The 19,511-nt window shown below is 69.6% G+C and carries 17 protein-coding genes and 1 tRNA gene; 7 read left to right on the forward strand and 11 right to left on the reverse strand.

What is annotated here, in order from left to right; all coding sequences use genetic code 11:
* Positions 1 to 43: 43 nt before the first annotated feature.
* Genes AB0333_RS00140 through AB0333_RS00170 form a run of 7 tightly spaced genes read right to left on the reverse strand, consistent with a single transcriptional unit; the run spans position 44 to position 9,075 of the window.
* Entirely contained in the window at positions 44 to 529 is a 486-nt protein-coding gene (locus tag AB0333_RS00140; RefSeq protein ID WP_366216760.1) for an HIT domain-containing protein, read from the reverse strand.
* Positions 526 to 1,068: a hypothetical protein gene (locus AB0333_RS00145; RefSeq protein ID WP_366216761.1), complete on the reverse strand. Its 543-nt coding sequence runs from the start codon at positions 1,066 to 1,068 to the stop codon at positions 526 to 528. The genes AB0333_RS00140 and AB0333_RS00145 overlap by 4 nt, the downstream gene beginning before the upstream one ends.
* 23 nt (positions 1,069 to 1,091) lie before the next feature.
* Positions 1,092 to 2,033, reverse strand: a complete 942-nt coding sequence (gene rarD / locus AB0333_RS00150) for an EamA family transporter RarD (RefSeq protein ID WP_366216762.1) — start codon at positions 2,031 to 2,033, stop codon at positions 1,092 to 1,094.
* The gene (gene eccCa / locus AB0333_RS00155; protein WP_366216763.1) at positions 2,030 to 6,214 is read right to left on the reverse strand and encodes a type VII secretion protein EccCa; all 4,185 of its coding nucleotides are present in this window, start codon (positions 6,212 to 6,214) and stop codon (positions 2,030 to 2,032) included. The genes rarD and eccCa overlap by 4 nt, the downstream gene beginning before the upstream one ends.
* The gene (locus AB0333_RS00160) at positions 6,211 to 7,332 is read right to left on the reverse strand and encodes a hypothetical protein (protein ID WP_366216764.1); all 1,122 of its coding nucleotides are present in this window, start codon (positions 7,330 to 7,332) and stop codon (positions 6,211 to 6,213) included. The genes eccCa and AB0333_RS00160 overlap by 4 nt, the downstream gene beginning before the upstream one ends.
* On the reverse strand, positions 7,332 to 8,684 hold the full coding sequence (gene eccD / locus AB0333_RS00165) for a type VII secretion integral membrane protein EccD (RefSeq protein ID WP_366216765.1): 1,353 nt from the start codon (positions 8,682 to 8,684) through the stop codon (positions 7,332 to 7,334). Before eccD ends, AB0333_RS00160 begins: the two co-directional genes overlap by 1 nt.
* Before the next feature lies 1 nt (position 8,685).
* Positions 8,686 to 9,075: a hypothetical protein gene (locus tag AB0333_RS00170; protein WP_366216766.1), complete on the reverse strand. Its 390-nt coding sequence runs from the start codon at positions 9,073 to 9,075 to the stop codon at positions 8,686 to 8,688.
* 281 nt (positions 9,076 to 9,356) lie between these two features.
* On the opposite strand from AB0333_RS00170, the gene AB0333_RS00175 reads away from it, so the two are divergent.
* The 5 genes from AB0333_RS00175 to htpX all read left to right on the forward strand — a co-directional run bounded on the left by AB0333_RS00175 (position 9,357) and on the right by htpX (position 14,104).
* The gene (locus AB0333_RS00175; RefSeq protein ID WP_366216767.1) at positions 9,357 to 9,692 is read left to right on the forward strand and encodes a hypothetical protein; all 336 of its coding nucleotides are present in this window, start codon (positions 9,357 to 9,359) and stop codon (positions 9,690 to 9,692) included.
* Between the two features lie 104 nt (positions 9,693 to 9,796).
* Positions 9,797 to 10,102, forward strand: a complete 306-nt coding sequence (locus tag AB0333_RS00180; RefSeq protein WP_366216768.1) for a hypothetical protein — start codon at positions 9,797 to 9,799, stop codon at positions 10,100 to 10,102.
* 297 nt (positions 10,103 to 10,399) lie between these two features.
* Positions 10,400 to 11,791: an FAD-dependent oxidoreductase gene (locus AB0333_RS00185; RefSeq protein ID WP_366216769.1), complete on the forward strand. Its 1,392-nt coding sequence runs from the start codon at positions 10,400 to 10,402 to the stop codon at positions 11,789 to 11,791.
* Entirely contained in the window at positions 11,791 to 13,101 is a 1,311-nt protein-coding gene (locus tag AB0333_RS00190) for an MFS transporter (RefSeq protein ID WP_366216770.1), read from the forward strand. The genes AB0333_RS00185 and AB0333_RS00190 overlap by 1 nt, the downstream gene beginning before the upstream one ends.
* A gap of 133 nt (positions 13,102 to 13,234) precedes the next feature.
* Positions 13,235 to 14,104, forward strand: a complete 870-nt coding sequence (htpX, locus tag AB0333_RS00195; RefSeq protein WP_366216772.1) for a zinc metalloprotease HtpX — start codon at positions 13,235 to 13,237, stop codon at positions 14,102 to 14,104.
* A gap of 59 nt (positions 14,105 to 14,163) precedes the next feature.
* Here htpX and AB0333_RS00200 read toward each other — a convergent pair whose 3' ends face one another.
* Both AB0333_RS00200 and AB0333_RS00205 read right to left on the reverse strand, forming a co-directional pair.
* Positions 14,164 to 14,652 carry a hypothetical protein gene (locus AB0333_RS00200; protein ID WP_366216774.1) on the reverse strand — a complete coding sequence of 163 codons (489 nt, stop codon included), beginning with the start codon at positions 14,650 to 14,652 and terminating at the stop codon, positions 14,164 to 14,166.
* A 28-nt stretch (positions 14,653 to 14,680) separates the two neighbouring features.
* Positions 14,681 to 15,169 carry a YajQ family cyclic di-GMP-binding protein gene (locus AB0333_RS00205; protein ID WP_366216775.1) on the reverse strand — a complete coding sequence of 163 codons (489 nt, stop codon included), beginning with the start codon at positions 15,167 to 15,169 and terminating at the stop codon, positions 14,681 to 14,683.
* Positions 15,170 to 15,409: 240 nt separating this feature from the next.
* Here AB0333_RS00205 and AB0333_RS00210 point away from each other — a divergent pair.
* Positions 15,410 to 15,491: transfer RNA gene (locus AB0333_RS00210), tRNA-Tyr, on the forward strand.
* A 58-nt stretch (positions 15,492 to 15,549) separates the two neighbouring features.
* Here the strand turns inward: AB0333_RS00210 and AB0333_RS00215 are convergent.
* Positions 15,550 to 16,425 (reverse strand): NADP-dependent oxidoreductase, encoded by an 876-nt coding sequence (locus AB0333_RS00215; protein WP_366216776.1) that lies wholly within the window; start codon positions 16,423 to 16,425, stop codon positions 15,550 to 15,552.
* A 338-nt stretch (positions 16,426 to 16,763) separates the two neighbouring features.
* On the opposite strand from AB0333_RS00215, the gene AB0333_RS00220 reads away from it, so the two are divergent.
* The gene (locus tag AB0333_RS00220; protein ID WP_366216777.1) at positions 16,764 to 19,016 is read left to right on the forward strand and encodes a tannase/feruloyl esterase family alpha/beta hydrolase; all 2,253 of its coding nucleotides are present in this window, start codon (positions 16,764 to 16,766) and stop codon (positions 19,014 to 19,016) included.
* 53 nt (positions 19,017 to 19,069) lie between these two features.
* On the opposite strand, the gene AB0333_RS00225 is transcribed toward AB0333_RS00220, so the two are convergent.
* On the reverse strand, positions 19,070 to 19,459 hold the full coding sequence (locus AB0333_RS00225) for a hypothetical protein (protein ID WP_366216778.1): 390 nt from the start codon (positions 19,457 to 19,459) through the stop codon (positions 19,070 to 19,072).
* Positions 19,460 to 19,511 lie beyond the last annotated feature (52 nt).

A 19,511-nucleotide genomic window follows, 5' to 3' on the forward strand; every position in this document is an offset into this window, starting at 1 on the left:
ACGTGGCCGGGGTGGGGTCAGGTCAACGTGCCAGCGGGCCGGGTCAGGGCAGGCGGGTGGGGCCGGCGTCGAGCACGGCCGCCAGCTCGCGGGCCTTGGCCGCCCGCACTTCCGGGGCCACCGGGTGGCGCAGGTGCCGGTAGAGCTGGTCGTCGTGCCAGCGCGGGAACACGTGCAGGTGGTAGTGCCACACGTGCTGGTTCCCCGCGGGCTCGTTGTGCTGGCGGGTGGAGACACCGTCGGGGGACCACGCCTGCTTCTGGGCCAGTGCCACCTGGCGGGCCATCAGCCCGATCCGCTGCAGCACCCGGTCGGGGAGGTCGTACAACGTCTCGTAGTGCTCCGTGGGGGAGATCATGGCGTGGCCCTCGTGGTCGCCGAAACCGTCCACCGCGATGAAGACCATGACGTCCTCGTCCTGGTAGACGAGGTCGGTGAGCTCGCAGCGGTTCTCCGGATCGGAGACGTCACCGGCCACCAGGCCGCAGAACGGGCACACATAGCCCTCGGGGGCGTGGGATGCGGTCATGCGTTCTCGGAATCCTCAGGCTCCTCGAAGGTCCACTGCAGCAGGTCCATCGCGAACTCGCTGAACGTCCCGCCCTCGCACGTCCAGACGCCGTGTTCGGCGTCCGCGCCGGTGGAGCGGCGCCAGACCAGCGGGTCCGGCAGCTCGGCGTCCGCCACCGGCAGGCCCCAGACGGTGCTCTCCCCGGAGTCCTCGAGGAACATCAGGAAGCCGTCCCGGATCTCCAGCTCATCGGCATCGAAGAAGAAGTGATCGGTCTCCAGCAGGTCCGGGCAGTTGCCCAGGGCACGGTGGAACTCGTAGAGCGACAACGGAATCGGGATCCCACCGGCGTCGCCTCCGTTCTCGTCTCCGTTCTCGCTTCCGTTCTCGTCTCCGGCCTCCCGGATGGCCTCGGCGGCGGGGGAGGCGGCCAGCAGGGCATCCAGTTCCCCGGTGGAGAGCCCGTCCTCTTCCGCCCAGGGCGTTTCCAGATGGGTGGGGACGAGCTTCTGGAAGGTTGAGAGGAAAACGGCGGGAGTGGAGGAGTCTGCGGGCATGCCACCCAGTCTAGGGTCCCGTCCTACGGGCCGTGGCGCGGCCGGGGATTCCGCCGGGCCGCCCGCAACGAGTCCAGCATCAGCACCACCAGGGCACACCAGATGAGGATGAACCCGGCCCACCGGCCGGTGCTCATGGCCTCCTGGAACAGCAACAGCCCGATGAGGAATTGGATCAGCGGGTTGATGTACTGCAGCAGCCCGAGCAGGGTCAGGGGCAACCGGCTGGCGCCCGCCCCGAAGAGGATCAGCGGGATGGCCGTCACCACCCCGGACAGGGCCAGGATCCAGAAGTGTCCGGCACCGTGGGAGACCAGGGTCATCTGGTCCGAGGCCGCCAGCCACCACATCCCGGCCAGGCTCACCGGCATCAGCAGGATCGTCTCGGCACCCAGGGAGGCGACCGGGCTGACCGTGGTGGACAGCCGGCTCTTGACCACGCCGTAGCCGCCGAAGGTCAGGGCCAGCAGAATCGCCAGCCAGGGGAACGCCCCGTGGCCGAGCACCATGATCACCACGGCCGTGACGGACAGGCCGACGGCCACCCACTGGGCCCGCCGGAGCCGCTCCCCGAACAGGGCCACCCCGGCGAGCACGGAGACCAGCGGGTTGATGAAGTACCCCAGGGCCGCCTCGAGGGTCTGGCCGGAGAGCACGGCGTAGGTGTAGATCGCCCAGTTGCCGGTGATGAGCACGGACGCCAGGGCGGTGGAGCCCAGGCGACGCCGGTCGCCCAGCTGCCGGCCGACGTCGCGCCACCGCCGCAGGACGAAGAGCAGCACGGCGCAGGTGACGAGCGTGAACGCGATCCGGGCGAAGACCACCTCGAGGGCGGAGGCCGGCGCCGTGGCCGCCATGTACAGCGGCAGCCCGCCCCAGAACGTGTATGCGCCGGCACCGTAGGCGAGCCCGGCTGGGGTGACCGGGCGCGGGGTGTGGCCGGGCGCGGAAGCGGCGGCGGTCACTCCGGCAGGTCGCCGAAGAACGTCTGCACCGTCATCACCGGCTTGCCCGTCATCAGCAGCTGGCCGCGGCCGGGCGGCATCTTGCGGGCCTTGATGCCGTTGATGAGAGTGCCCTCGCGGCGGTCGCCGGACATGATCAGCGCCGAGGTCCCGTTGTCCCGCAAGGTCGAGAAGAACGTCTCATACATGCCGCGGGAGGCGCCCCGCACCCGGCGGGTCAGCACGAAGTTGATCCGCAGGTCCGCGGCCATCGGGATGAAGGGCACGAAGGCGCCGAGGGGGGACTGCCCGCCGCCCACCGTCAGCACGTCGTAGTCGTCGATCAGGGCCACGATCCGCGTCTGGCGCTGGACGGTGGTCTGGTCCTCGTCCGGGTCCTGGCGCTTGCGCAGCTCGTTGATCACGGCGCCCGCCAGATTCTTGGCGACCTCGGCGTTCGTGGCGTAACCGCCCAGGTAGTCGTCGGGCACGAGGTCACCGAGTCCGCGGCGGGGATCGATGACCACGAACATCAACTCGTTGTCCCGGTGGTTCGCGGTGAAACGGTTGACCACCTGGCGCAGGAGGTTGCTCTTGCCCGATTCCTCGTCCCCCATGATGATCAGGTTCCGGTCCTGGCGTTCCAGATCGAGGTACTCCACGCCGAGGTCCAGCTCGCGCAGGCCCAACGGGAACAGGCCCTTCTGCTCCGGGGAGGACACCGCGGACGCCTCCACCACCGCGGGCAGGACGCGGACCTTCATGGCGGCGCCGGTGGAGAAGCGGCCCACCTGCTCCACGAGGTCCTTCAGCCCGTCCGTGGCGGACTCCCGCTCAGCTTGGCCGTCGATCCGCGGCAGGGCCAGGTGACCCTGGAGCTTGAGCGGCATCAGGCCGCGGCCGGGTGCCTCCGGGTTCACGTTGGCCGCCAGCTTGCGGTCGATCTGGGAGTCGCCGGCCTCGGACAGCGCCAACTCGATGCGATGGGTGAAGTAGGACTGGTGGGTGGCCCGGATCTCGTTGTTGCGGTTCACCGCGGAGATGATGTGGATGCCGTAGCCCCCGCCGCGGGTCATGATCTGGACCACCTTGGGCAGCAGGTCCTCGAATTCCTCCTGGAACTGGCCGTGGCCGTCCACCACCAGGAAGATGTCCGCGCTGGGCAGCTCGGGCAGCTTTCCCTCGGCATGCATCCGCCGCATGGTCGGCAGGGAGTCGATGGCGTGCTTCTCGAAGACCCGCTCGCGGTGCGAGAGCATCCCGAGGACCTCGTCCACCGTGCGTGAGACGACCTCTCCGTTGGTGCGGACGGCCACCCCGCCCACATGCGGCAGGTCCTGCAGCGGCAGCAGGCCGGAGCCCAGCAGGTCGACACAGTAGATGCCGACCTGCTGCGGCGAATGGGTCAGGGCCAGGGACGCCACGATGGTCCGCAGGGCGGTGGACTTGCCGGACTGGGGACCGCCGTGGACGATCATGTTGCCCGAGCCGGAGGTGAAGTCGATCTCCCAGAGCCCCTGCCACTGGCGGGCCGGATCGTCCAACAGGCCGATGGGCACCGTGAGGTTGCCCCCGGCCGGCAGGCGCAGGCCCTGTTCCGTGTTCTTCGGCTCGCCGACCACCTGGTCCAGGGTGGACTCCACCGGCAGCGGGGGCAGCCAGATCGGCTGCACGGACGGCGGGTAGGTCCGCAGCGTGTCCATCATGGTGGACATCACGGTGGGACCGGTGGAGCGGCGTGCCGGGGAGTCCTTCTTCGGGGCCGGGGCCCCCGGCTCGCCCCCCTCGCCCGGTCCGCCGGCGGCCGGCGGCTCAGCGAGGACCAGGGCGTAGTCCGTGGCCTTCAGCACCGGCGGGATCTCGTCCTCCAGGTCCACCTCCTCTTCCTCATCGAAGACCTCGTCCGCCAGGGGGCCGGAGACGTAGCCGGACTTGAAACGGGAGTACACGGTGGTGTCCACCTTGAGGTACCCGTAGCCGGGCAGCGGCGGCAGGTGGAAGGCATCGGGGGTGTCCAGCACGGTGCGGGACTCGGACTCGGACAGCGTGCGCAGGCCGATGCGGTAGGACAGGTAGGTCTCGAGGCCGCGCAGTTTGCCGGACTCCACCCGCTGGGAGCTCAGCAGCAGATGGACGCCGATCGAGCGGCCGATGCGGCCGATGGACAGGAACAGGTCGATGAAGTCCGGGCGGGCGGTCAGCAGCTCGCCGAACTCGTCGATGATGATGACCAGGTGCGGCAGCGGGGGCAGCGGTTCTCCGCCCGGCGTCCCCTGCTGTCCCCGTCCCTGGGCCAGTTGTTCGTCCCGGTGGATCTGATAGTCGGTGATGTTGGCGATGTTGCCGGCGGCCTTCAGGACCTCCTGCCGGCGCAGGATCTCGCCGTTGAGCGAGGCGTAGACGCGCTCAACCAGGGTCAGGTCGTCGGAGAGGTTCGTGATGATGCCCGTGACATGCGGTGCGCCCTCGAAGGGGGCGAAGGTCGCGCCGCCCTTGAAATCGACCAGCACCATCGCCAGCGAATCCGGTGAGTGGGTGGCGAGCAGGCCGAAGACCAGGGACCGGAGCATCTCGGACTTGCCGGAGCCGGTGGCGCCCACGCACAGACCGTGCGGTCCCATGCCGAGCTGGGCGGCCTCCTTGAGGTCCAGCAGCACCGGTTTGCCCTTGTCATCCGGTCCCAGCGGCACCCGCAGGAAGTCGGCCTGGGAGCGGGGTCGCCAATTGCGCTCGACGTCGGCCCGGTCCAGTGCCGGGGACAGGTGCAGCATCTCCAGGAACGAGGAGGAGGATGCCGCCTCGGCACCGGTGTGCTCCAGGGAGTCCAGCGCCAGCCGCAACGGTGCCAGCTCGGACACGAGCCCCTCGGCGGTGCTGGCGTCCAGGGGGTCCAGCTCGCCCTCGGTCCGGATCGGGTTCCCCTGGTCCTTGGTCCGGTCCTCGAGCAGGAAGAGGGGACGGGCAGCCATCCCCTGCGCGGTCGTCGTATCTGCGGTCCCCCTGGTCATGGTGGCCTCGGACCGGCTGAGGCCCCGGCCGGAGGACTGGGCGGAGGACTGACCGGCATGGCGATCCGTGAGGGTGATCCGGTAGTTCACCTCGGAGGGCTCGTGCAGCCGGTCCGCGCACAGGTGGAGGGCGGTGATGGCCCGCGCCGGCAGACCGAAGTGGGAGTCCCCGAAGGCGAGGTCACCGGCGGTCTGCCCGTAGCGGTCCACGATCACGATCAGACGGGGCAGCAGGGACGGGCCCTTAGTCATCTCGTCCCCGTACTTGTTGTACTCGCCGGCCACCTTGGACCGGTACCGCAGGTCCTCCTCCAGCAGCTCCAGCAGCGAGTCGTAGTCCGGGGCAATCAGCTTGACCGGTCCGGTGAAGTGCCGGTGCGTCGTGTCGTCCAAGTGGGGGAGCAGCTCCAGCCAGTCCCAGTCGGCGCGGTGGGCCTCGGGCGTGATCAGGGCGATGCGCACGTCCTCGGGCGACTGCAGTGCAGCGGCGCCGGCCACCAGCGAACGCACGAGCTGCAGCTCCAGGTCGCGGGGGCCGACGAGGGACACGTTGCCCGCGGAGTCCAGCGGCAGGTTCACCGGCATGTCCGGGGCGGTCTCGAAGCGGGCCTTGAGGCTCTCGGCCTCACGGAGCAGGAACTCGTCCTGCAGCGAGGTGGCGGTCTCGATCAGGGAGATGTCGATGTCCCGGGTGGGGCGCCGGCCTGAACCGACGCGGATGCGCAGGAAGTCCTCGTGGTAGCGGCGCCGTTCCCACACGCGTGCCGGGTCCCGGACGATGTCGAACAGGGCGGCGGCGGGCGGGGAGGAAGCCCGGGCTGCCAGCTGCGCCTGCTGCTCGTCATCCCGCAGCCTCACCCGGGTCCGCTCGAGGTAGCGGGCGTAGGTGTCCCGCATGCTCTTGCGCTGGCGTCCGGCCTTGCCGCGCTGCGAGAACATCATGACGACGCCCACGATCAGCGACAGCGCCATGGCGATGGCCCCGACGGCCGCGAACGGGCTCTGCCGGAAGGTCATCATGACCATCATGGAGCCGCCGGCGGCGACCATGGGCAGCAGGCGGAGGAAACCGCCGGCCCCCTCGCCCGCCGACTGGGACGGGTCGATGGGTTGGGGGCCCTCGATGCGGAAGGGCCGGTAGAGCCGGGCGGGCGCCGAGGTGCGGGCGGGACGGTGGATGACCTTCTGCGTCACCAGGCGACCCCCTGCCGGCCCCGCGTGGAGGCGCCCGTGGACTGGCCCGGGGCGGTGCCCGTGGTACCCGCGGCGTTCGCGGCGGACAGGACCTGGGCGGCGAGCTCTGCGGCGGCCAGCCGGTTCTCCGGCAGCAGCAGTGGCAGGCTGATCCCCACCCCTGCGGCGACGTGGCGATCGTGCCGCACGGCCACAGCGCCGACTCCGATCCGGGTCAGCGCGGCCGCCTGGGCGAGCGGGTCCAGCACCGCGTCCCGGTCCGTGCCGACGACGGCGGCCACCACGGGGACGGCCGAGAGGAAGGGGTCGGTGAGCCAGTGGCGCAGGTAGCCGGCGGCCTCGTCCACGCCGGATGCCGTGGCGGGCACGACGAAGATGGCGGCATGGGCGCGGGTCAGTATCGCGGCCGTGTCCGGGTGCTCGGTACCGGTGGGGCAGTCGATGACGGTGACCGGGAAGTAGCGTGACAGTCCGGACAGCAACGTGGTCGCGGCGCTCTGCCCCAGGGGCCCGCCGGCCACCCGGGGGCCGGTGTAGTAGAGGTCGTTCGCCCCGAGGGACATCCGCGAGGTGACGGCCTCGAAGGTGGTCGAGTCCAGGGCGGCCAGTTCGGCGGCCAACCGGTCCGCGCCGTGCGACGGCCGGTGGCCCAACCGCAGGCCGAGGGAGCCGAGGGCCGGGTCCAGGTCCAGTGCGGACACCGGCTCGGGACGCAGGGCGGCGAAGGTCGAGGCGGTCAGGGCCGCCACCGTGGTCTTGCCGGCGCCGCCGCGCAGGGACACCACCGCGATGCGCCGGCCGGTGGTGACGGGGGACTGGACCACCTTGGCCGAGGCGGCCAGCCGGTCGCCGGTGCGGTCATGGCCCCACAGCCCGCCGACGGCGCGCCAGCCGCGAGCCCACAGGGACAGGGCCGGCCGGCGCGAGTAGTCGCGCTGGACCCGGGACGCCACGGACTCGAAGCCGGTGCCCGGGTCGTCCTGGGCCCGCGCCAGGCCCCGGCGCAGGTCGGAGCGGCTGGACCACAGCGGATCTGAGCCGTCCGTGGGGCCCGCGCCGGGCCGTGGCCGGGTCGGTGCGGGGCCGGCGTCGTGCCAGGGATCCAGGGGAGCGGACATCAGAAGGTCTCCAACAGGGTGGCGTAGATCCCGTAGTAGCCGATCAGCAGCGGGATGGGGGCGAGCAGGGCGATGGCCTCGAGCGTGTCCCCGGCCTTGCGCATCCGGGCCTGCGAATGGTCGGGCAGGTCGACGGACAGCCCGGCTCCGACCACGAGGGCCAGGACCAGCAACAGGGCCAGGAACACCCCTTCATAGTCGGGCTGGAACCCGATGGCCAGGCGAACCAGGGAGAGGGCACCGAGGCCGGTGGCCAGGTACAGCGGGATGCGCTGGGCGGCCAGCGGGAAGGAACGGGTGCGCAGCCCGAGGGCCAGGACCAGACTGGCGAGGAGGGGCAGGGAGAAGGGGTAGGCCACAGTGTCGCCGCCGACCAGCCACAGGGACAGTGCGGCCGAGGCCGCGCAGATGACGGCGCTGGCGATGAGGCCGCCGTGGGCGGATTCGATGGCCCGGTCCACGTCCCGTCGTAGCACCGTCGAGCCGTTGGCGTGCCGGTCGTCCATGCCGGCCAGGCCGGAGACGCCGAGGGCGATCTTGGGCAGCATGCCCAGCACCAGCAGGGCGGCGATGCCGGGGATGGCGGCCGCACCGACCACCGGATCGGCGGTGCGGTCCCCGATGGCCCACTCGGCCAGCGGGGGCGAGACGGCCCAGACCGCCACGAGCACGCCGGTCACCGCGGCCGCGATGAACATGGACAGCGGTCGGTTGACGACGAATCCGAGGACCCCCAGCACGACGGCGGCTAGGGTACCGACGGCGATGAGTCCCCACGGGGCGGGGAGCCCCAGCCCGGTCAGGCCGGAGAGGGCGAACAGGGCTCCGGCGCCCGCGAGGGTGGCGGCGACGGCCTGTTGGCGGCCCGGCGAGGAGACCACGGCGGCGCCGATGAGTGCCACCGCGGCCAGAGCGAGGTTGATCCAGTCCTGCAGCTCCGGGGTGTAGGTCGCCAGCAGGGACGTGATCGCGAACCACGCGCCCAGGGCGGCGAGCAACCCGCAGCAGATGTACTTGTAGACCGGCGACCACCGCCCGGGCACGGCCTCCGTGGCGTCCGAGACGGAGTCGTTGAGGTCGTAGACGATGGGAGCCGGCGGGGCCTCGGTGCGGGAGACGAGGCGGAGGCGCTCGCCGTCCAGGACAGCGGACTCGCTGAGGGTCTGACTCGGGGGGATCTCGTCACCGTCCGGCCGGACCAGCAGTTTGGTGCCCAGGGAGTCCTCCGGCTGATCGTTCAGCACGTCCAGGATCTGGGGCAGGAGGGTTCCGAGCGGTGTGTCCGAGGGCAGCAGGAGGTCCGCATTGCGCCGCTGGCCCACCAGGGTGACTCGCGTATAGGGGGTGGGCACGTCAGGATCTCCCAGGGGTCGGCGGCAGGGGGGTGGGGGCAGTGAGGGCCGCGAGCACCGTGGTGTCGGCGGGGGACACCACGGCAGAAGCGGGCGCCGGGCGGTTCTCCACACCCTGCGACGCTGGCGGTGGTTGGACGTGCGCGTTGCGCTGCTGTTGTTGCTGGTCCCGTTCCTCGCGTTCAGCCAGCCAGTTGCCGATGATGTTCACGATGAAGGAGATCCCCACGCAGAAGGCACAGGCCAGGGCGGCGAGGATCACGCCGTAGACGAAGAAGTTGGTCCGGTCCTTCCACCGCCGCTCGGTGGGGTTCAGCCCGAACAGGAACGAGGCGCTCAACCGCTCGCGCCGCACCTCGACCGACTCGATGAGCTGAGAGTCGAAATCCATGGCCACAGCCGGTGCCCCCTCCTCCCGGTCTGCACCGGGCTCGTCCTGGCCCGGCACACCCCCGGCGCCGTGACCTCCCTCATCATTCCAGCATTCCTTCGAGGGCGGAAACGAGACCGGCGGTCCGTGCATGGGGAGTTCTCCCCATCGGATCCGGTTGACCGGACCACACCGGGGCAGAAAGATGGAGTCATCGGGCCGGCGGGTTGCGGAACGCAGCGCACGTCAGGCACGCAGACAGCGGACCACCGGTCCGAGACGGAACCACCTAGGGGATTGACATGGCTACAGGAAGCGAACGACTTGAACTGCAGGAAGGCCTTGACGCCTTCGACAAGGCGGCCAAGGACTCCGGCGATTCGGGCGAGCTCCTGATCGTGGAGTTGCAGAACCTCGAGGATGCCACCGTGTCCCTGGAGAGCAGCTTCCAGGGAGCCGGCGCCCAGGCCTTCCGCAACTTCATCAACCGGGTGAACGAGTGCCAGGGACAGGTGATCGAGGCACTGTCCCTGATCAACGTGGGCCAGGGCGAGCTCTACAAGGCCTACAGCGTCCAGGAGCAGACCGAGCTGGATGACGCCCGCGCCAAGGAACAGGGCGCCGAGCTGTCCTGGTGACGCCTCAGCGTCAGCGTCGCAGTACCAGCCGCAGTACCAGTCGCAGTACCAACCGACACACCCCGCACTTCTCCGGGACACCCGGAACCCGAAAGGAATAGACCATGGTTATCAAGTACGACGCCGGCGAAGCCCAGGCCTACGAATACCAGGTGGGCCAGATCGCCGATCGCATCGAGGGCATCATCGGTGACCGCGAGACGCAGAAGGCCTACATGGACGAGAACTTCCAGTCCAGTTCCAACTCCGAGGACTACCAGGTGGTGGAGCAGAAGTGGCTGGACGCCTGCGAGCAGGTCAAGCTGCTCGTCAAGGACGCCCGCACCCTGATGGAGATGAACGACATCACCGCCGCCGACGCGGCCAAGGCCGCCGGTACCGCCATCGGTGCGGCCACGTACGGGGGCTGACCGCAGCGTCGGGTCACACCCACCTCGTCTCGGCCACGTCACGGCCCTGCCGCCGCAGGCGGCGCGCGGGACCGGTCCAGGGGGACCGGTCCCTTGGCGTTACGCGTGAAGTGTCCGTCTGGCAACGCGTGGCACGCGAGGAACCTCCGACGTGCATTGCATCACGGTGGTCGTGTGTATTTCGGTGATCCCGGTAGAATGGACCGGCGGTGGCCCCTGAGGGCCGCCGCCCCGTGCCATCGCGATTGCCCTCTCGATGCCACCTCGATCTCTGCACCCTGCTGATTGGACGACCCTGTGACCGCTGCCGCTGCCCGCCCCCTGCGCCTCGCCATCATCGGTGCCGGACCGGCCGGCGTGTATACGGCAGACCTGCTGACCAAGGCCGAGCGGGACTTCGAGGTCAGCATCGACCTCTTCGACCGCTACCCCGCCCCCTATGGCCTCATCCGCTATGGCGTGGCCCCGGACCACCCGAGGATCAAGGGCATCGTCAAGGCCCTCCACAAGGTCATGGACCGGGGGGACATCCGTTTCCTCGGCGGCGTGGAATTCGGCACGGACCTCACCCTGGAGGACCTGCGCGAACACTATGACGCCATCGTCTTCTCCACCGGAGCCGTCCGGGACGCCGAACTGTCCGTCCCCGGCGTGGAGCTCGAGGGTTCCTTCGGCGGCGCCGACTTCGTCTCCTGGTATGACGGCCATCCGGACGTGCCGCGCCAGTGGCCGCTGACCGCGAAGCAGGTCGCGGTGATCGGCAACGGCAACGTGGCCCTGGATGTGGCACGTATGCTCTCCAAGCACGCCGACGACCTGCTGGTCACCGAGATCCCGGAGAACGTCTACGAGGGGCTCAAGGCCTCCCCGGTCACGGACGTGCACGTCTTCGGCCGCCGCGGGCCCGCCCAGGTGAAGTTCACGCCGCTCGAGCTGCGCGAGCTGGCGCACTCCAAGGACGTGGACATTGTGCTGTACCCGGAGGACTTCGAGTTCGACGAGGCCTCGGAGCAGTTGGCGGCCTCGAACAACCAGGTGAAGACCATGGTCGGCACCCTGACCAACTGGCTCGTCGAGGACCAGGACTCCGGCGCCTCGCGCCGCCTGCACCTGCACTTCCTGCAGCAGCCGGTGGAGATCCTCGCCGGCGAGGGCGACGACGCCGGCCAGGTCGCCGGCCTGCGGATGGAGCGCATGGAGCTGGACGGCACCGGCAACGTCAAGGGCACGGGCGAGTACATCGACTACCCGGTCCAGGCCGTGTACCGGGCCATCGGCTACCACGGTTCCCCCGTGCCCGGGCTCGGCTATGACGAGCGCAAGGGTGTCATCCCCAACGACGCCGGCCGCATCCTGGACGAGAACGGCACCCCGGTGCCCGGCCTGTATGCCTCCGGCTGGATCAAGCGCGGCCCGGTGGGCCTGATCGGCCACACCAAGGGTGATGCCCTGGAGACCATCGGCTGCATGCTTGAGGACCAGCCCGACCTGTGGTCCGCGGCGAACCCGGACGAGCAGGCGGTCATCGACCTGCTGGAATCGCGCGGCATCGAATACACCACCTGGGAGGGCTGGCTGAAGCTGGACGAGCACGAGCTCGGCCTCGGCGCCGCCGCCACCGGTTCCGTGCAGCGCGAGCGCATCAAGGTGGTTCCCCGCGAGGACATGACCCGCATCAGCCGCGGCTGATGGCGCGGCTGCTCGCAGACCTCACCCCCCTGCGGGTCAGCCCCGCCTACCGGCGACTCTGGATCGGCAACTCGCTCTCGGCCGTCGGCACGCAACTGACCCTCGTCGCGGTCAGCCTCGAGGTCTTCCACCTCACCGGCTCCTCGCTGGCCGTCGGGATGTTGGGCGCGTTCGCCCTGGTGCCGCTGGTGGTGGCCGGGCTCTACGGTGGGGCGGTGGCCGACCACGTGGACCGGCGCAAGCTCGCCCTGGCCTCCTCCGCCGTGCTGTGGCTGACCGCCGTCCTGATCGCGGCCCAGGCCTGGCTGGGGCTGGAGAGCGTCGGGGTGCTCTACGTCCTGGTGGCAATCCATTCCGGGGCCTCCGGCATCAACCAGCCCACCCGAGGGGCCATCATCCCCGCCCTCGTGGGCCTCAAGCTGCTGCCGGCCGCCAATGCCCTGAACATGATGACGTTCTCGGTGGCCATGATGGTCGGGCCGCTGTTCGCCGGTGTCCTGGTGGCCCAGGTGGGCTACGCCTGGACGTACTCCGTGGACGTGGTGACCTTCCTGGCCGCCCTCTATGCGGTCTGGCGCTTGCCCTCCCTGCCGCCGCAGCGGCTGGACGGTGCCGGGTCTGCTGGCTCGGCCGGGGCCCGGCGCCGGGTCGGCTGGGGCTCCGTGGTGGAGGGGTTCCGATTCCTGGGTTCCCGCCCGAACCTGAGGATGACCTTCATCGCTGACATCGTCGCGATGGCCACCGCCTTCCCTCGGGCGCTGCTGCCCGCCATCGGCGCGGTGGTGCTGGGCGGCGGCGAGGCCGCCGTCGGGATCCTGCTGGCGGCCATGGCCCTCGGCGCGTTCCTCACGGGACTGTTCTCCGGGCCCCTGACACGCATCGTCCGGCACGGGGCGGCGGTGTACTGGGCCATCGTAGCCTGGGGGCTGTCCGTGGCCGGCTTCGGCGTGGTGGTCTCTCTGGCGGCGCGCGCCGGGGCCTCCGGCGGGGAGTCCCAGCACTACCTGTGGGCAGCCGCGGCCTTCCTGGCCCTGGCCGGCTGCGCCGATTCCATCTCATCGGTCTTCCGCAACACCATCCTGCAGTCGGCCACCCCGGACCATCTGCGGGGGCGGCTCCAGGGCGTCTTCATCGTGGTGGTGGCCGGCGGGCCCCGGGTAGGGGAGATGCTGACCGGTGGCGCCGCCGAGCTGCTGACCGAACCGGTGACGCTCATGGCCGGCGGGGTGCTCTGCGTGCTCGGGGTCAGCGCCCTGATGCGCTGGCAGCCCGGCTTCCTGAAGTACGACTCCCGCCACCCCGTTCCCTGAGCATCCCGTTCCCTGAGCATCCCGTCTCCTGGGCGTCCCGCCCGGAATGTGCGAGCGGTGACGTACGTTGTACCCAGAGACGTCTCATTGACCGTCCCTGAGTTTCCCGCGCCCCTGGAAGGATCGCCCCCGGATGCACCGGCATTACAACGGACTGAAGACCACCCTGCTGTTCGCCGGATTGTTCGCCGTGCTGCTGGCCATCGGCGGGGTCATCGCAGCCGGGACCGGCCGGGCCGTGTGGATCGGGGTCTTCGCCGTCGTCGGGGTGGCGACCACGGCCTACAGCTACTGGAACAGTGACAAGATCGCGATCCGCTCCATGCGCGCCTATCCGGTCACCGAGCAGGAGCAGCCGGAGATGTACCGGATCGTCCGCGAGCTCTCGGAGGCGGCCCAGCAGCCGATGCCGCGGCTCTACGTGGCTCCGACGGCCTCGCCCAACGCCTTCGCCACGGGCCGCAATCCGCAGAATTCCGCCGTGTGCTGCACCGAGGGCATCCTGCAGATGCTCAATGCGCGTGAACTGCGCGGGGTGCTGGGACACGAGCTGATGCACGTCTACAACCGGGACATCCTGACGTCCTCCATGGCGGCCGCCGTGGCCGGCGTCATCACCTCGGTGGCCCAGTTCATGCTGTTCTTCGGAGCCGGACGGGACAACCGCGGGGCGAACCCCCTGGCCATGATCGCGCTGGCACTGCTGGCCCCGCTCGCGGCCTCGCTCATCCAGATGTCCATCTCCCGGACCCGGGAGTACGACGCGGACGAGGATGGTGCCCGGCTCACCGGAGACCCGCTCGCCCTGGCCTCGGCCCTCTACAAACTGCAGAACGGGATCCAGGCCGCGCCGCTGCCGTCCGAACAGCGGCTGCAGAACACCGCGCACCTGATGATCGCCAACCCGTTCCGGAACGTGAAGAAGATGTTCTCCACGCACCCGCCGATGACCGAGCGCGTCAAGCGCCTCGAGGGTATGGCCCGGGAGTTGGGCCAGGCCTGATCGCCGGGCCCGGCTGACTGCTGGGCGCGGCTGGTCGCTCGGCCGGCCGCTGGTCCGCGTCAGGACGTGGGCAGCAGCCCGCCCGCACGCTCCCAGGCGCGAGCCAGGTGGTCCTTCACCGGGGCGGACAGCACCTCTTCGGCCGTCTTCTCTGCCTGCCGGATCGAACCGCCGGCCGCTTGCCGTGCCTCCTCGGCGATGGCCCGCTGCTGGCGGTGCCAATCGCGGTCCTCGAACCGCGGTTCGGGCGCGATCGCGGCCAACTGGGCCGCGATCCGGTTCTGGTTTCGTTCCACGGCCCGCAACCGTTCTGGTTCCAGGACGTGGTCGATGAAGCCTCCATGCACGACGAGACCGATGCCCCCGTCGAGGCCGTGGCGCAGGGCCACGGCCAGGACCGTCTCCGCGGGAATGCCCGCGAGGCCGGGGTCCTGCGCCACCCAGGCCTGCCGTGCCAGTGGTCGGCCACGGCGGGCGTCCACGAGCACGTCGCCGAGGGATGCCTGCAGGGTGCTGACGAAGCCGTCGGGGGTGATCAGGTAGAGCATGGTGTCCTCGGTCGGTTGAACGGGCTTCTCAGCGGAAGTTGATGAACTGCAGGTCCGCGTCCTCGAAGTCCTTGAGCATGGCCATGGTGGCCTGCAGGTCGTCGCGGGACTTGGAGGAGACGCGGAGCTCGTCGCCCTGGATGGCGGCCTTGACGGACTTCGGGCCCTCATCGCGGATCAGCTTGGAGATCTTCTTGGCGGTGGGCTGGTCGATGCCCTCCTTGATGGTCGCCTCCATGCGGTACTCCTTGCCCGAGGCGTAGGGCTCGTCGGCCTCCAGGGATTTCAGGGAGATGCCGCGCTTGACCAGCTTGGACTGGAAGACGTCCAGGACAGCCTTGACGCGCTCTTCCGAGGCGGCCTTCATCAGGATGGACTCGCCGCTGAAATCGACCTCCGCACCCACGCCCTTGAAGTCATAGCGCTGGGCTATCTCCTTCTGCGCCTGGTTCAGGGCATTGCTGATCTCCTGCTTGTCGACCTTGCTGACCACATCAAACGTCGAATCGCTGGCCATGGCTCCTCTTCACTGTTGTGTCCGCCTCGATGAGAGGGCGGTGGACTCGGTTGGGACGTTCCTCGCGGACAGCCTACCGGGGCCCCCGGTGCCGTGGCATACCGTGCCGGTGCCCTGGCGGGAGAGGGGCGCGACGGCGGCGCGAAAGCTCCGATTCGAAATCCTGGCTCAGCTCCGGTAAAGTGAGGTGTCGCCGACCGAACGGACTGGTTCAGACCAGATTCGCACGGGAGGGGCCCCGGCAGATTACCCGAGCGGCCAAAGGGGGCTGACTGTAAATCAGCTGGCATTGCCTTCACTGGTTCGAATCCAGTATCTGCCACACGGCGGAAAACCGCGGGAGTCACCAGACTCCCGCGGTTTTCTCGTTTCCGGAATCTTCAGAAGCTCAGCACCAGGCGTCCACGGACGCCGCCGGCCTCCAGCCGTCGGTGCGCCTCCGCGGCCTGTTCCTTCGGCAAGGAGGCGGCCACCCGCAGGCTCACCAGGCCGTCCTCCGCCTGTTGCCTGAGCGCGTCCAGCTTCTGCTGTTCCCGGGCGTAGTCCGCGACCAGGATCGGCTGGAACTTGACGCCACGTTCGCCCGGCTCGTCGTAGCCCCGGATGGTGATGACGGTGCCATCATCCCGGACAGCGGGGGCAACCGCAGCGTGCAGCATCGCTCCGTCGACGGCGCCGTCCACGCCATCGGGGAATCGCTCACGGACTCGGTCGGCGAATCCTTCGCCGCGGGGAAGCACGACGTCTGCCCCGAGGCCGGCGACCAGCTCCTGGTCCTTCGCGGCGGCATCGGCGACGACGGTCAGCCCGTCAGCCTTCGCCAACTGGACCGCGTATCCGCCCATGGCGCCTGCCGCCCCGGTGACGGCGATGACGCTGCCGGATGGCAGGCCGAGGGTGTCCAAGGCCAACCGTGCGGTGAGCCCGTTCATGGGCAGGGTGCTGGCCTGCGTGTGGCTGGTGTCTCGTGGAGCGGCGGCCACGGACTCGGCGGGTACGACCACCTGTTCCGCGTAGGCGCCGTGGGTGCCGCGCGGCACGACGATCGCCATGACGGCGTCACCCACGCGGAGCGGGGTCTCGGTGCCGGGTCCGATCTCCTCCAGGATCCCGGCGACGTCCATTCCGGGGATCAGGGGCCGAGGCTGCCGGGACAGGTCCCGTTGTCCGGATCGGAGCAGGGTGTCCGTCGGATTGACGGCGGCCGCATGGACGCGGATCCGTACCTCTCCCTCCGCAACGGCAGGTTGGGGCAAGTCAACGACGTGCAGGGCGTCCGGTGTTCCTGGTTCATGGATTCCAATGGCTCGCATAACCCGCGCAACCGGATCTCCCCGGGGATTATTCCGATGGCTCGGCACCGGAAGGATCATTGACGGAACCGACCATTGTCTTTGACAACAGGATGTCCATAGGATGTGTCCACCACTCGCACTGTGGCCTACATCACATCTTGCAGAGGTGTGGCCAGCGGGTGATATCCCTTCGTGAAAGGACATCACCATGGAACGCCCCGATAGTCATGCCTCCGGCCAACCCGTCTTCGACGGGGCCGTCCCCGAGCGCCGGCTGAGCCGGCGGGTGAGGTGCTGAGATGAGCCGCGTTACCCTCCGCCGAGCCGTCGTCGCCGGTGCCGCCGCCGTCGGGCTCCTCTTGAGTTCGTCGGGCGTGGCCCTGGCCAGCACGTCCGCCCCCGCCACCTCCGCCACGCCGGCTGCAACCGTGGGCAGCGGCTCGTCCGCAGACATCCTGGACTGTGCGGCGCTGTCCGGATTCGAGTTCGACTCCACCACCATCACCGGTGCCGAGGTGGTACCCGCGGGCACCCTCAGCAACCGCGGTGAGGAGATCGGTGAGCACTGCCTCGTCACGGGGCAGATGAACGAGCGGACCAGCCCCGTTGATGGCGAGGAGTACGCGATCGGCTTCGAGATGCGTCTGCCGAAGGACTGGGGTGGACAGTATCTCTACCAGGCCAATGGCGGGATGGACGGCTCCGTCAGCACCGCGGTGGGTGGCGTGGGCGGCGGCGAGAGTGGCCTCCAGATGGGCATGGCGGTCATCAGTTCCGACGCCGGCCACACCGGCAGCCAGAACCCTACCTTCGGTCTCGACCCACAGGCACGGCTGGACTATGGCTACCAGGCCGTAGGCACCCTGACGCCGATGGCGAAGGCCCTCGTGGAGGCGGCCTACGGCAGTGCCCCGGAGTACTCCTACCTGACGGGCGGGTCCAACGGCGGCCGGCACACCATGGTGGGCGCCTCCCGCTACACCGACGAGTACGACGGCTTCCTCGCGCTGGCGCCCGGCTTCAACCTCCCGCAGGCGGCGGTGGCCCAGCTGTGGGGCGCGCAGCAGTGGAACACCGTGGCCACCAGCGATGATCTGAACTCGGCGCTGACCCCGCCGGAGCGGGTGCTGCTGGCTGAAGCCGTCCTGGCCCAGTGCGACGGGCTCGATGGCCTGGCCGACGGTCTGGTGCAGGACCAGGATGGTTGCGGCGAGGTCTTCTCCGTGGCGGACCACGTTCCCACGTGCGAGGCCGACCGGGACGGGACCTGCCTGAGCGCCGAGCAGAAGGCCGTGGTGACGACCGTGTTCGCCGGTGCGACCACGAGTGACGGCACCGCCCTCTACAGTTCCTTCCCTTACGATCCGGGTCTGGTCGATCCGGGCTGGGGTTTCTGGAAGTTCAACGCACCCATCGCCCTGGACTCCGTGGCCGTGGGTTACGTCTTCTCCACGCTGCCCTACGCTCCGGCGTTGAACTCCCTGCGGGACTTCGTCCTGAACTTGGACATCGACGAGGCCAACGCGTCGATCTACGCGACCGAGGGGATCTACACCGAGAGCGCCATGGAGTTCATGACTCCGCCGGACCTGGAGTTCACCGACCTGAAGGCCTCGGGCGGCAAGATGATGGTCATTCACGGTGCCTCGGATGGAGTGTTCTCCGCGGACGACACCTCCGCGTGGTACCGGGAGCTCAACGAGACCCATGGTGGTGACGCCTCCGACTTCGTCCAGTACTACGAGGTGCCGGGCATGGGCCATGTGTCCGGCGGCCCGGCCACGGACCAGCACGATGCGCTCGCGTCCCTGGTCAGCTGGGTGGAGGACGGCGAGCGTCCGGAGAGGCTGGAGGCCTGGGTCAACCCGGCCAACGACCAGGTTCCGGAGGATTGGTCGAGCGAGCGCTCCCGCCCGCTGTGCATCTACCCCGCCGTGGCCACCTACACCGGTGGAGACACCGAGTCCGCCGCCAGCTTCGAGTGCCTGGCGGACACCGGCCCCGAGGCGCCGCAGTTCTCGGACAACCCGCCAGGTTCGGCGTACTACGCCCCGGTGCAGTGGATGGCCCGGACCGGGCTGTCCCTGGGCTATACCGACGGGACGTTCCGTAAAAGCCAGGCCGTCACGCGGGCGGAGACCACGTCCTTCCTCTACCGGTACATAGAGCCCGAGTTCGAGGCACCCGAGGAGTACCCGTTCTCCGACGTCTCTGAGGACTCGGCCCACTTCGCCGCGATCGCCTGGGCTGAGTCCGAGGAGATCACCCGCGGGTACGCGGACGGCACCTTCCGTCCGTCCTCCTCGGTGACCCGCGGGGAGTTCGCCACGTTGCTATACCGGTTCGAGGGACCGGATCACGACGCTCCGGACACCTCACCGTTCGAGGACCTGCCCGTGGGCGGCTCGAACTACGAGGCCATCACCTGGCTCGCCTCGGAGGGCATCTCCCTGGGGGACACGGACGGCAACTACAACCAGACCGCGACCGTGAGCCGTGGGCACATCTCCGCGTTCCTGCAACGCTATGACGCCTTCGTCAACGGCGACTGATTAGTCTCCGTCGTCTCCGTCGTTCCTCACGTTCCTGCCCGTGGCCGTACCACTCACGCGGCCACGGGCAGGGGCATCAGGTCCCAGACGGTGCAGTAGGCGTGGTCGGGCGAGCCCATGACGGACTCGTAGTAGGCCCAGGCCCAGGCCGGGGCCCCGTTCGAATCGGGCGGGGCGGCCGGGCAGCCGCCGGGATCCAACCAGCGGCCATCCACGCAGATGAAGTCGAGGTAGTCCGCCACAGAGCCGTCCCGGGGCGGCTGGAGGGAGTCCTTGAGGTCCGCCGCGAGGGCCACCCCGTAGAGCTCCGTGGCGTCCGTGTCCAGCACCAGTCCGCAGTCCCGTTCGAACGCCTGCACCCACTCCATGGACTCGCGGAGGGCCTGCTCCGGCTCCTCTCGGTCCACCACCACCATGACGGTCGTGCGCCGGCCGGGGGCCATGCGCCCCGGCCCGGACGGACCGTGTTTGGGCTGAGGCGCCGGTCTCGGGCGG

The organism is Citricoccus sp. NPDC079358 (genome assembly GCF_040702545.1).
Lineage (GTDB): Bacteria > Actinomycetota > Actinomycetes > Actinomycetales > Micrococcaceae > Citricoccus.